We start from the raw sequence: 11,145 nt of genomic DNA, 5'->3' as shown, positions 1-11,145 counted from the left end.
CTAGCTCGACCAGTGACAGTGCCGACTCCATGGATCAGGCAGACCAGCGCGCCGAGCAGGATGCCGCTGCCGCCACGGGTGCCGGTGCGGGCGAAAGCATGCAGGGCAGCCAAATGGGGACCGACAGCAGCGCAATGGATCAAGGCGCGGCCGACGTCACCGACCTGCAGACTGTCTTCTACTTTGATTTTGACCGGGCCGTGGTCAAGTCCGAGGCCTTCGAGGCCCTGACTGCCCATGCCCAGTACCTGCTGGATAATCCCTCCGCCAAGGCCGTACTTGAGGGCCATGCCGACGAGCGGGGAACGCGGGAATATAACATGGCGCTGGGTGAGCGTCGTGCCAAGGCGGTCAGCCGTTACCTGACAGTTCAGGGCGTGCCCGGCCAGCAGATCGAAACTGTCAGCTACGGTGAAGAGCGTCCTGCGGTGGTAGGTCACAGCGAAGCTGCCTGGTCTGAAAATCGTCGCGTAGAGCTGAAATACGAAAGCCGTTAAGCAATGCGAACTCTGAAACCGCTGGTCGGCACCCTTGTGGTGCTGGCCAGTTCTTGCGTTATGGCGCAGCAGGCGTCGGTCCCTGTCATTGATCGTAGTGACGGCAAAGAGACTGCTGCACCGCGGAGTGCTCCTGCGCCGCAGCAGCGTGCCGCCATGCCGCCTAATCAGGTGGCAGAACTGCTGATGACGCTGGACCAGCTCCAGGAAGAGGTGCGATTTTTGCGTGGCCGTGTTGAAGAGCAGGGTCACCAGATGGATAAAATGCGGAAAAACCAGCGGGACCGCTACCGGGACCTGGACCGCCGCATCACCCTGCTGACCCAACGTCTGGCGGAGGAGCCGCCTAAGCAGTCTGCCTTGCCGCCGGTGGTACCTCCAGCTCTTGCTGGTACTGAAGGGGCAGGGACGACACCTACGGCAGTTCCTCAACTGACAGACTCCCAGGCCTATCGACAAGCTTTTGCCAAGGTTCGCCAGCGGGAATACACCCAGGCTCTGGCGGCTTTCGCAGCATTCGAGCGCGACTACCCGCAAAGCCTGCTTCTGGCCAACGCTCTCTACTGGACGGGCGAGGTGCACCGGGCAAAGCCCAACCCTGATCAGGAGGCGGCCCGCCAGGCTTACCAGCGGCTGCTGGAACGGTTTCCGCAACACGCCAAAGCGCCGGAGGCCACCTACAAGCTGGCTTTGACCGAGGCTGCGCTCGGTAATCGTCAGCAGGCTGCTGAGCTGATGCAGCAGGTCGTTCGGCAATACCCCGACCAGCAGTCCGCCCAGCTGGCACGGGATTTTCTCAGTCAGAACTGATCCGCCCGGGCGGTCCTTTCTTCGAGTACTTTTCATGTCTGATACAAACAAAAAGGCCGTGGTGCTGCTTTCCGGCGGCCTGGATTCGGCTACGGCCCTGGCCATGGCGTCTGCCGAGGGCTTTTCCTGCTATGCGCTCAGCTTTGACTACGGCCAGCGTTCTCTGACCGAACTGAATGCCGCCCGGGAAGTGGCTGCCAAGATCGGAGTGGTGGAGCACAAGATCGTGCGTTTAAGCCTGGAAGACTTCGGTGGCTCGGCGCTGACCGACCCCAGTATTGCGGTGCCCGAGCAGTTGGAAGCAGGAATACCGGTTACCTACGTGCCGGCCCGTAATACGGTCTTCCTTTCCCTGGCCCTTGGCTGGGCAGAAGTACTCGACGCTGATGCGATCTATATCGGGGTCAATGCGGTTGATTATTCAGGCTATCCAGATTGCCGCCCCGCGTTTATCGAGGCCTTTCAGGCCCTGGCGAATGTTGCCACCAAGGCTGGCGTCAGCGGGCGTCCGGTGCGGATCATGACGCCCCTGCTGGAACTGACCAAGGCGCAGATCATTCAGCAGGGTGTCGCACTGGGGCTGGATTACAGCTTGACCGTATCCTGCTACCAGGCTGATGAAGATGGCCGGGCCTGCGGTGTCTGCGACAGCTGTCGCTTGCGGGCGCAGGGTTTTGCTGACGCCGGTGCAGAGGATGTGACCCGGTACAAGGTCGGCTCGGGATCACGCTGAGATCGCGCGTTTTGAGCGCCATTGTCCCGGGCGGGCTCTTAGTTCTGAGGCTGGCGCCTTCGGGGTAGGTCGCCGGCGCTTGGCGCCGCTTCTTTGGGCTGCGCCGAGAAGCGGGATCCTGCTTTCAATAGTTGATTTTCCATTCAAGGGGCGTATCATACGTCACCCGTTGGGTCGTTAGCTCAGTTGGTAGAGCAGTTGGCTTTTAACCAATTGGTCACAGGTTCGAATCCTGTACGACCCACCAACTTTTTTCTCTCTTGAGCGGGTCGTTAGCTCAGTTGGTAGAGCAGTTGGCTTTTAACCAATTGGTCACAGGTTCGAATCCTGTACGACCCACCATTCCCCCGGAACTCCAGGTTGCACACCGTGGTCTTTTTGACTTGTGGTAAACTCGCTGCTTTCGGCGATGCCGAAAGCACGTTGCAACGGTGAAATGGTTGTAGATATGCTGACAGAGAAACAGATTGCCGATCGCGTACTGGTTCAGGAGCACCTCGCTCACCAGTATCGGCAGCCCGCCTACAGCGACGATCAGGTGGTGGCGTATAAGGCGCGGATCAAGACCCTGTTGCAACAACAGGACGCCTGCCTGGTGGCGCATTATTATACCGACCCACTGCTGCAGGAGCTGGCCGAAGAGACCGGGGGCTGTGTCTCTGACTCCCTCGAGATGGCCCGTTTCGGGAGTGCGCACTCTGCCTCGACGCTGGTGGTGGCAGGGGTCCGTTTCATGGGGGAAACGGCCAAGATCCTCAACCCGGAAAAGCGGATTTTGATGCCCAACCTCGAGGCCACCTGCTCGCTGGATATCGGCTGTCCGATCGAAGAGTTCTCCGCATTTTGTGATGCGCACCCGGACCACAAGGTTGTTGTTTACGCCAATACCTCGGCCGCGGTCAAAGCCCGGGCCGACTGGGTGGTAACCTCCAGCTGCGCTCTTGAGATCGTCGAGAGCCTGGTGGAACAGGGTGAAAAGATTATCTGGGCCCCGGATAAGCATCTGGGAAGTTACATTGAGCGCGAAACCGGTGCCGAGATGTTGATGTGGGACGGCGCCTGCATCGTTCACGACGAATTCAAGGCCAAGGGGCTCAGCGACCTGAAGCGGGTTTATCCGGATGCCGCGGTATTGGTGCACCCCGAGTCGCCGGCGAGCATGGTTGAACTGGCCGACCGGGTGGGCTCTACCAGCCAGTTAATCAAAGCCGCCCAAGAGCTACCTAACGAGCATTTTATCGTGGCGACTGACCAGGGTATTTTTTACAAAATGCAGCAGGCGGCCCCGGGCAAGTCCTTTATTGCAGCGCCGACCGGTGGCCAGGGCGCCACGTGCCGCAGCTGCGCAAACTGCCCCTGGATGGCGATGAACGATCTGGAAAGCCTGGCCCAGGTCCTGGAGACCGGAAGCAACGCCATCGAAGTTGACGCCGGGCTGCGCGAGCGCGCGCTGGTTCCGCTGCGCCGGATGCTGGACTTTACCGCCGCTTTGAAGCAGTCTGGGGCGGTTAACGCCTGAGCTCGCGCAGAGCGCGACGGCCCGCCTGGTACCGTTTTGAAAACCCCTTCTTGAGGCCCCTGGTGGGCCTCGTTTTTTATCCGGGGCTAAAACTCCAGGTCCTGGCGGATCTGCTTGGCGTCCTTAAGCCGTTGTTCGATGCGAAGTCGGTCATGCTGGCTTAGCTCGGGCAGTTTGAGGGCGACCTCCAGATGGTTTTCGGCCCGTCGAACCGCCCCTTTCAGCAGGTAGTATTCGGCCCGCGCCAGGTGAACCCCGAGGATGTTGTTTGCCAGGCCCTCGGCCTCGGCAAGGGTGTACCAGAGCTCCATGTCCTGGGGGTAGCGTCGGCTGTGGGCTCTCAGCAGTTCAACCGCTTGGTTTGGATGGCCCTGTTGCGTGAGTGTCTGGGCGAACAGCATGGTCAGGGCGTGGTTGCCGGGATAAACCTCCAGCAGTTTGGCAAGCGCCGGCAGGGCCTTTTTTCCTTGGCGTGTGGCTAGCCAGTATTCAAATTCGGCGATGCGGTAGATCATGCGGTCAGGCGATTGTTCCAGCAGCCAGTCTATTGCCTCGCGCGCTTCCTCGAAGTGGTTGTTGCGGATCGCGCTCAGGGCCAAACCGTAGTAGGTGGGCTCGGTGGGGAACTGGCGCACGGCGGCCCGGTAGCGGGCGTAGGTCGCACCCAGGTTTTTGGCCAAGTGGATCTTCACCCGGGTCTGGATCAGTTGGTATTCGAGGCTGTCGGTTTTGCCCTCGCTCGGTAGCTGTTCACTGCGGTTGAGGGCGTCGGCAACCCGGGCTTCGGTTACCGGGTGGGTCAGTAGAAACTCCGGGGCGTTGCGGCCAGCTCGTCCTATCTGGCGCTGCATGTGGCCAAACATTTTGGGCATGGCCCGGGGGGTGTAGCCGGCATCTGCCAGCACCTGCATGCCGATGCGGTCCGCCTCGCGTTCATTGTCGCGACTGAAGGCCAGGCTCTGCTGTTGGCTCGCGGCCTGGCTTGTGACCAGGGCCGCCGTACCGCCGGCGCCATCGGACTTAGCGGCTATCAGAATGCTGGCCAGGGTGGCCGCCAGCTGCCAGGGGAGGTTGCGTTGCTGGGCTTCCAGGGTCATGGCGTGGTGGCGTTGGCTCAGGTGGGCCAGTTCGTGAGCGAGAACCGAGGCGAATTCGCTCTCGGTGCTGGCATACAGAAAGAGCCCGCCATGTACACCGATGATGCCCCCGGGCACGGCAAAGGCGTTGAGGGAGCTGTTTTCGAGCAGCACCAGACTCAGGCGGCGGTCTTGCAGGGGGCTGAAGGTGGCGAGGCGGGAGAGCAGGTTGTCGGTATAGCTGTAGACCAGGGGGTCATTCAGAAGCGGTGCCTGGGCTCTCAGCGTCCGTACCCAGGCCCGGCCGATGCGGAATTCCTCGTCGAGACTGACGATGGCAGAGGCGGTATCCCCGATCACCGGCAGCTCGTTACTGCCCTGGCTTGCGGGGGGGGCTAGCATGGCCAAAAAAGCCAAGGGTAACAGCTTGGTTTTCAAACGCTTCCTCTTTTAGCCAATCCCGCACCCGCAGCTTATCGGTGGTTGGTATTTGGTATATAGTCGCAGCTGCGGCTTCGCGTTCCTAGCGTCTTCAGGTCCAACGGGTGCAAGCCGTACTATAACGCTCAACCGAACGCGGATACAAAGGTGAAGCACCGATGGAGATTGATCAGACCCTTGATGCCAGCGGGTTGAGTTGCCCGCTGCCTCTGCTCAAGGCCAAGCAGGCCCTTAACCGCCTTGAGCCGGGGCAGGTGTTGCGGGTGATTGCCACTGATGCCGGCTCAATGCGCGACTTTAAGGCCTTTACCGACCAGTCCGGAGACGAGCTGCTGGCCGCTGAGGTGCACGACCAAAATTATTTCTACACCATTCGCAAGGCCTCCAAGCCGTGAACCCGCTTTGCCGAGGATTTCCAATCGATGTTTAAGGTCATTAGCAGCTGGATCGAACGCTACTTCTCCGATGAGGAGGCATTGTTGTTGTTCGTTTTTCTGGCTGCGGCCCTGGTGATCATTCTCACCCTGGGGGGAACCCTGGCGCCGGTCTTCGCCGGTATGATCCTCTCGTTTCTGATGCAGGGCGTCGTGGGCAAGCTCGAGCAGTTTGGTATGGGCCATAATCTTGCGGTGACGCTGGTTTTTCTCGCGTTTGTCGGGGGGTTGATGGCCCTGTTGCTGGTTGTGGTTCCCCAGGTCTGGGGGCAGCTGGTGAACCTGCTGAACGAACTGCCCGGCATGGTGGCCGAAGGCCAGGAACTGCTGTTGCTGTTGCCCCAGCGCTACCCCGACCTGATTTCTGAAGTGCAGGTGCGCTCGTTGATCAGCCAGGTGGGAAGTGAGCTGGGCAAGCTTGGCCAAGTTGTCGTCTCCTACTCGCTGTCGTCCATCGCCAACCTGGTGCAGGTGCTTATCTACCTAGTGCTGGTGCCGATCCTGGTGTTTTTCTTTCTCAAGGATGGCGGTCTGATCATGCGCTGGTGGACCTCCTTTCTTCCCGAACGTCGGGCAGTCATGTCTCAGGTCTGGACTGAGATGGATACCCAGATCGCCAATTATGTCCGCGGCAAGGTGGTGGAAATCATCGTGGTGGGCGCCGTCAGTTACGTTGTGTTTATCGCGCTGGGGCTTAATTATGCGGCGCTGCTGGGATTGATGGTGGGGCTTTCGGTGGTGATTCCCTACATCGGGGCTGCCGTGGTGACGCTGCCGGTGGCGGTGATCGCGTTCTTTCAGTGGGGGTGGAGCAACGAGTTCATGTACCTGATGGCCGCGTACGCGATCATTCAGGCATTGGACGGTAACGTGCTGGTGCCTCTGCTGTTTTCCGAGGCGGTCAACCTGCATCCGGTGGCGATCATCGTTGCGGTGCTGGTTTTCGGCGGGCTCTGGGGATTCTGGGGCGTCTTTTTCGCGATTCCCCTGGCCACCCTGCTCAAAGCGGTGATGACGGCCTGGCCCCGGGCCGGATCCGGGGCGGGGGCCGCCATCGAAGAGGCGGGCTAAGGCCAATCCCCACCGGGCTCAACCCAGGATTTGTGCGGCGTGCTCCTTGGTCTTTACCTTGCGGATGATGTCGCTGATCACTCCCTGCTCGTCGATAACGAAGGTGGTGCGCACCGTTCCCATGTACTCGCGTCCCATGAATTTCTTCAGCTGCCAGGTGCCATAGAGCTCGTGTACCTTGCGCTCCTCGTCGGCGATGAGGGTGAACGGCAGCTCGTTCTTGGCGATAAAATTCTGATGGCGTTTCGGGCTGTCGGTACTCACCCCGAGTACCACGTAGCCCTGCTCTTTAAGGGTCTCATGATGATCTCGCAGGTTGCAGGCCTGGGCGGTGCAGCCGGGTGTTGAGTCCTTGGGATAGAAGTAGAGGATGACCTTGTGGCCCTGGAACTGGCTCAGGGTGACCGGATCGCCATTCTGGTCCGGGGCGGTAAAGTCGGGGGCCTTTTGGCCGATGCTGGGTTCCATCAGTGGATGCTCCTTCACGCGGGTCTATCTGTTGATTTAGTACCGGCCTCGGGTACGCTTGCAGGTGCTTATTCGTTAAAATAGCCCACCTGAACGGGCCGGACCGTCCAATGAGACGGGGCAGAATAATAAAACGGTACGTTGATATGTGTCACTTGGTGTGCTCCGGTGACAAAAAAATTCTGAAGTGGAGAGACTTGATGATTACTGGCAGCTTGGTTGCTCTGGTCACGCCGATGGAGGCAAATGGTGATATTGACTGGAACAGTCTCGATAAGGTGGTGGACTTTCACCTCGCTGAAGGCACCAGCGCCATTGTCGCGGTGGGCACCACCGGTGAGTCCGCGACTCTGGACTGCGACGAGCACTGCCGGGTTATCAAGTACGTGGTGGATCGGGTGGCCGGTCGGATCCCGGTGATCGCGGGAACCGGGGCTAACTCCACCCGGGAAGCGATTGAGCTGACCGCCGCCGCCAAGGAGATGGGCGCCGACGCCTGTCTGCTGGTTACGCCCTATTACAACAAGCCCACCCAGGAAGGGCTTTATCAGCACTACCGCACCCTGGCGGAAACTGTCGATATCCCCCAGATTCTTTACAACGTGCCCGGTCGCACCGCCTGCGACATGCTGCCCGATACCGTGATGCGGCTGGCAGAGATCGACAATATCGTCGGTATCAAGGAGGCCACCGGCGATCTGGTGCGGGCCCAGGAGCTGATCGAACGGGCGCCTGAAGGCTTTGCCATCTACTCCGGGGATGATGCCACCGCGATGGGGCTGATACTGCTCGGCGGCCAGGGTAACATCTCGGTGACGGCCAACGTGGCGCCCCGGGTGATGGCTGAAATCTGCGCCCTGGCCCTGGACGGAAAGGGTGAGGAGGCGCGCAAGCTCAACGAGACCGTAGCCCACCTGCACAAGGAGCTTTTCGTTGAGGCCAACCCTATCCCTGTCAAGTGGGCGCTGCACCAGATGGGCTACTGCAGCACCGGAATCCGCCTGCCCCTTACGCCCCTCTCGGAGCCGCTGCGCGAGCCGCTGCGGCAGGGCCTTATCCGGGCGGGGCTGATTGCCGAGTAACCGATGAAGACTCTTTCTGTTGTTGCCCTTGCGGGGCTGATGCTGGCCGGTTGTGCCAGTGTGAACGATGTGCTCCCCGGGGGAGATGAATGGGCGATCCGGGATCGCAGCCAGGACTACCAGCAGGCGCGGACTCTGGCGCGTATCGAGGTGCCGGCGCACCTGGATGCGGAGGCGATCGAGGATATTCTGGTCGTGCCTGAGGTGAGCGAGGTGGCGACAGCCACCGGGCGCGATTTCGAAGTGCCGCGCCCCAGTTTCTTTTATGCCGAGGCCGGTAACGAGGTGGTTAACCTCGCCCGTGAAGGGCAGGAAAAACTGATTCTCGTCGACGAGCCTCAAGAGGTCGTCTGGGAGAAGGTCCAGGGCTTCTGGCGCTACAACGAAGTGGATATCGCCCTGATGGACCCGGAGCTGGGCATTATGGAAACAGCCTGGATCGCGGGCCGCGAAGAGGCGCCGGGCTTTTTCACCACCCTGCTTAAGCGCGCCACCTTCCAGGAGGTGGAGCCGCCTTACCAGGACAAGCTTCGACTCGTACTCACGCGCCCCGCGGATGCTGGGCAGACCGCCATCCGCCTGCAGCACGCACGCCTGCCGGCAGACACCGAATCCGTGGACTGGTCCCGGCAGGCGGAGGACCTGAGCTACAAGTCGGAGATCATGTACGAGCTGCTGCACTATCTGAGCAAAAGCAGCGCCGACACCTCTGCCCGTGGACTGGCGCGACGCCAGCAGGGCACGAGTCCGGCACTGCTTGGCCGGGATTCGCGCGGTGAGCCGGTGTTGAAGTTGTCGGCGGATATCGACGTCGCCTGGTCCCAGCTTGAGCAGGCCATGACCCGTGCCGAACTTGACGTGGGGTCCGCCGATCGCGCCCTGGGCAAGTATTACATCACCTACACCACCGCCACGGCGTTTGACGCCGAGGAAGAAGGGGGGTTCTGGGGCTTTTTAAGCTGGCTGCACGGGGATCGAGAAGATATCACCATCAGCGATTCGGTGCTCTCAAGCGCCTTTGGGATCGAGCCCGACGAAAAGGCGCGTATCCGTTACAGCCGTAATGAGCCGAGCCCCGATGAGCCGGTGGCGCTGGAGGAGCAGGAAGGTTACAAGATCTACCTGGGCGAACGGGTAATCTATGTGTTCGGCAGCGACAAAAGCGGATTTGAAAAAAATGAAGCAACCGGAAAGCTCGAGCATACCGGCCAGTACCAGGTGAAACTCAACCGTCAGCGTAGCGGCGTCTACGTCTCGGTACTGACCGATGGGGCGGAGCCGGCACCGGACACGGTGGCTGAAGAGATCCTGTGGGAGATCAAAGAGAACATGCCCGCCGGTTGAGGCGTGGCGATTCTAGAGGGGCCTACGGGCCCCTTTTTTATCGGACCTGACCGCGGTCCGGCCTGCATAAGGAGTTGTTGACCATGAAGACCGTTTTTCTGGATGCAGCTAGCCTCGACTTCGACGATCTGGATATGGGCCCCCTGCGAAATGTTGCCTCCCCCTGGGTTCGTTACGAGGCCACGGAGCCGGACGAGGTGCTGGAGCGGGTGCGGGACGCTCAGGTGATCATCAGCAACAAGGTGGTGCTGGATGCCGATACCCTGGCTGCCTGCCCGGCGCTTCAGCTGATCTGCGTCGCCGCGACCGGTACCAACAATGTGGATCTCCAGGCGGCCCGGAATCAGGGAATTCGCGTCAGCAACTGTCAGGCTTATGGCACCGCCGCTGTGGCTCAGCACGTGCTCGGGTTGATGCTGGCGCTGGCCACGCGGTTGCTGGATTACGAACGTGCCGTGCGGGCAGGGGCCTGGCAAAAGAGCCCCCGTTTTTGCCTGCTGGACTATCCGATCATGGAGTTGGCCGGCAAAACCCTGGGGATCGTCGGCTACGGTGAACTTGGTCGCGCCGTGGCCCGCCTGGGGGAGGCGCTGGGAATGCGGGTGTTGGTGGCCCAGCGACCGGGGACTGAATCCCCGGCGCAAGGCCGGCTGCCGCTGGCGGAACTGCTCGCTCAGGTGGACGTGCTCAGCCTCCACACCCCGCTGACCGAGGCGACCCGGGATCTGATCGGCGCCGAAGAACTGGCCCGGATGCGCCCGGGGGCGCTGCTGATCAACGCCGCCCGTGGCGGCATCGTCGATGAGCAGGCGTTGGCCGAGGCCCTCAGGAGCGGGCACCTGGGGGGAGCCGGTGTCGATGTGCTCTCCCAGGAGCCGCCCCGTGAGGGAAATCCACTGTTGGCCGGCGATGTTCCGAATCTCATCGTCACCCCCCACAGTGCCTGGGGCAGCCTGGAGGCGCGTCAGCGGATTGTGGACCAGCTGGCGGAAAATATCGCGGCTTTCGTCGCCGGCTCACCGCAGCGGGTGGTGGCTTAGAACGGGGCGGGGGATTCAACGCTCAGCGGTTGGCCGTCGCCCGGGTGGATCAGGCGCAGCCGCTCGGCGTGGAGTAACAGTCGAGGGCTGACCGCTTGTACCCTGGGGGGCGCGTAGAAGGCGTCCCCGAGAATGGGATGGCCGAGGCTTTTCATATGCACTCGCAACTGGTGTGAGCGTCCTGTTATCGGGGTCAGGGCGAGGCGGGTGTGATCGGCGGCCCGTTCCAGCACCCGCCAGTGGGTCAGCGCGGCCTTGCCCTGGGCGAAATCCACCATCTGCAGCGGGCGGTTGTCCCAGTCGCAGCGCAGCGGCAGGGCCACATGGCCGGTCTCGGCGACCACCCGCCCGTCAACAATGCAGACATACCGCTTGTCGGTCTGGCGCTCCTGGAACTGGCGGCTCAGGGCGCGGTGGCTGTCGGCATTCAAGGCCAGCACCATCACGCCCGAGGTGGCGCAATCCAGGCGGTGCACGATGCGGGCGGTGGGGAACTGTTGCTGTACCCGGTGCCACAGGCAATCGCGCTTATCCGGCCCACGGCCGGGTACCGACAGCAGCCCGGCGGGCTTGTTGGCAACCACCAGGTGGGCGTCGGCGTAAAGAATTTCGATCATCGGGGCTCAACCA

General features: G+C 61.4%; 12 protein-coding genes and 2 tRNA genes. 11 read left to right on the top strand and 3 right to left on the bottom strand.

All coding sequences use genetic code 11. The features are described from left to right. Nucleotides 1-29: 29 nt before the first annotated feature. The 6 genes from pal (at nucleotide 30) to nadA (ending at nucleotide 3,559) form a co-directional block, all read left to right on the top strand. The gene (gene pal / locus JGZ97_RS07120; protein ID WP_370584023.1) at nucleotides 30-497 is read left to right on the top strand and encodes a peptidoglycan-associated lipoprotein Pal; all 468 of its coding nucleotides are present in this window, start codon (nucleotides 30-32) and stop codon (nucleotides 495-497) included. Nucleotides 498-500: 3 nt separating this feature from the next. Then, on the top strand, nucleotides 501-1,307 hold the full coding sequence (gene ybgF / locus JGZ97_RS07115) for a tol-pal system protein YbgF (RefSeq protein ID WP_207061932.1): 807 nt from the start codon (nucleotides 501-503) through the stop codon (nucleotides 1,305-1,307). Nucleotides 1,308-1,341: 34 nt separating this feature from the next. Next, nucleotides 1,342-2,040 (top strand): 7-cyano-7-deazaguanine synthase QueC, encoded by a 699-nt coding sequence (gene queC, locus JGZ97_RS07110; protein WP_207061931.1) that lies wholly within the window; start codon nucleotides 1,342-1,344, stop codon nucleotides 2,038-2,040. 171 nt (nucleotides 2,041-2,211) lie between these two features. Further along, nucleotides 2,212-2,287 (top strand) — tRNA-Lys (locus JGZ97_RS07105). A 19-nt stretch (nucleotides 2,288-2,306) separates the two neighbouring features. Next, a tRNA-Lys gene (locus tag JGZ97_RS07100) sits at nucleotides 2,307-2,382 on the top strand. Between the two features lie 106 nt (nucleotides 2,383-2,488). Beyond that, on the top strand, nucleotides 2,489-3,559 hold the full coding sequence (gene nadA, locus JGZ97_RS07095; RefSeq protein WP_207061930.1) for a quinolinate synthase NadA: 1,071 nt from the start codon (nucleotides 2,489-2,491) through the stop codon (nucleotides 3,557-3,559). An 86-nt stretch (nucleotides 3,560-3,645) separates the two neighbouring features. Here nadA and JGZ97_RS07090 read toward each other — a convergent pair whose 3' ends face one another. Then, complete coding sequence (locus JGZ97_RS07090; protein ID WP_207061929.1) at nucleotides 3,646-5,073, bottom strand: M48 family metalloprotease; 1,428 nt, start codon at nucleotides 5,071-5,073, stop codon at nucleotides 3,646-3,648. A 161-nt stretch (nucleotides 5,074-5,234) separates the two neighbouring features. On the opposite strand from JGZ97_RS07090, the gene JGZ97_RS07085 reads away from it, so the two are divergent. Both JGZ97_RS07085 and JGZ97_RS07080 read left to right on the top strand, forming a co-directional pair. Further along, a complete protein-coding gene (locus JGZ97_RS07085) occupies nucleotides 5,235-5,471 on the top strand; it encodes a sulfurtransferase TusA family protein (RefSeq protein ID WP_207061928.1) in 237 nt (78 codons plus the stop codon). Between the two features lie 27 nt (nucleotides 5,472-5,498). Further along, the gene (locus JGZ97_RS07080) at nucleotides 5,499-6,581 is read left to right on the top strand and encodes an AI-2E family transporter (RefSeq protein WP_207061927.1); all 1,083 of its coding nucleotides are present in this window, start codon (nucleotides 5,499-5,501) and stop codon (nucleotides 6,579-6,581) included. A gap of 18 nt (nucleotides 6,582-6,599) precedes the next feature. Here the strand turns inward: JGZ97_RS07080 and bcp are convergent, their stop codons facing one another. After that, nucleotides 6,600-7,049, bottom strand: coding sequence for a thioredoxin-dependent thiol peroxidase (gene bcp, locus JGZ97_RS07075; RefSeq protein ID WP_207061926.1), 450 nt, complete (start codon nucleotides 7,047-7,049; stop codon nucleotides 6,600-6,602). Nucleotides 7,050-7,249: 200 nt separating this feature from the next. On the opposite strand from bcp, the gene dapA reads away from it, so the two are divergent. The 3 genes from dapA to JGZ97_RS07060 all read left to right on the top strand — a co-directional run bounded on the left by dapA (nucleotide 7,250) and on the right by JGZ97_RS07060 (nucleotide 10,515). Then, nucleotides 7,250-8,131: a 4-hydroxy-tetrahydrodipicolinate synthase gene (gene dapA / locus JGZ97_RS07070; protein ID WP_207061925.1), complete on the top strand. Its 882-nt coding sequence runs from the start codon at nucleotides 7,250-7,252 to the stop codon at nucleotides 8,129-8,131. A gap of 3 nt (nucleotides 8,132-8,134) precedes the next feature. Then, entirely contained in the window at nucleotides 8,135-9,475 is a 1,341-nt protein-coding gene (gene bamC, locus JGZ97_RS07065) for an outer membrane protein assembly factor BamC (protein WP_207061924.1), read from the top strand. 83 nt (nucleotides 9,476-9,558) lie between these two features. Then, nucleotides 9,559-10,515 carry a 2-hydroxyacid dehydrogenase gene (locus tag JGZ97_RS07060; RefSeq protein WP_207061923.1) on the top strand — a complete coding sequence of 319 codons (957 nt, stop codon included), beginning with the start codon at nucleotides 9,559-9,561 and terminating at the stop codon, nucleotides 10,513-10,515. Here the strand turns inward: JGZ97_RS07060 and JGZ97_RS07055 are convergent. Continuing rightward, nucleotides 10,512-11,132 carry a pseudouridine synthase gene (locus tag JGZ97_RS07055; protein ID WP_207061922.1) on the bottom strand — a complete coding sequence of 207 codons (621 nt, stop codon included), beginning with the start codon at nucleotides 11,130-11,132 and terminating at the stop codon, nucleotides 10,512-10,514. The two genes, JGZ97_RS07060 and JGZ97_RS07055, sit on opposite strands and share 4 nt — an antisense overlap. Nucleotides 11,133-11,145: the final 13 nt, after the last annotated feature.

The organism is Motiliproteus sp. SC1-56 (assembly GCF_017309075.1).
Taxonomy (GTDB): Bacteria; Pseudomonadota; Gammaproteobacteria; order Pseudomonadales; family Balneatricaceae; genus Motiliproteus.
Note: the sequence above shows the minus strand (reverse complement) of the source record. Positions and strands in the feature narration are given on the sequence as shown.

Coding starts and splice junctions, on each gene's coding strand:
- pal (WP_370584023.1), top strand. CDS start 30: ATGGATCAGGCAGACCAGCGCGCCGAGCAGGATGCCGCTGCCGCCACG.
- ybgF (WP_207061932.1), top strand. CDS start 501: ATGCGAACTCTGAAACCGCTGGTCGGCACCCTTGTGGTGCTGGCCAGT.
- queC (WP_207061931.1), top strand. CDS start 1,342: ATGTCTGATACAAACAAAAAGGCCGTGGTGCTGCTTTCCGGCGGCCTG.
- nadA (WP_207061930.1), top strand. CDS start 2,489: ATGCTGACAGAGAAACAGATTGCCGATCGCGTACTGGTTCAGGAGCAC.
- JGZ97_RS07085 (WP_207061928.1), top strand. CDS start 5,235: ATGGAGATTGATCAGACCCTTGATGCCAGCGGGTTGAGTTGCCCGCTG.
- JGZ97_RS07080 (WP_207061927.1), top strand. CDS start 5,499: ATGTTTAAGGTCATTAGCAGCTGGATCGAACGCTACTTCTCCGATGAG.
- bcp (WP_207061926.1), bottom strand. CDS start 7,049: ATGGAACCCAGCATCGGCCAAAAGGCCCCCGACTTTACCGCCCCGGAC.
- dapA (WP_207061925.1), top strand. CDS start 7,250: ATGATTACTGGCAGCTTGGTTGCTCTGGTCACGCCGATGGAGGCAAAT.
- bamC (WP_207061924.1), top strand. CDS start 8,135: ATGAAGACTCTTTCTGTTGTTGCCCTTGCGGGGCTGATGCTGGCCGGT.
- JGZ97_RS07060 (WP_207061923.1), top strand. CDS start 9,559: ATGAAGACCGTTTTTCTGGATGCAGCTAGCCTCGACTTCGACGATCTG.
- JGZ97_RS07055 (WP_207061922.1), bottom strand. CDS start 11,132: ATGATCGAAATTCTTTACGCCGACGCCCACCTGGTGGTTGCCAACAAG.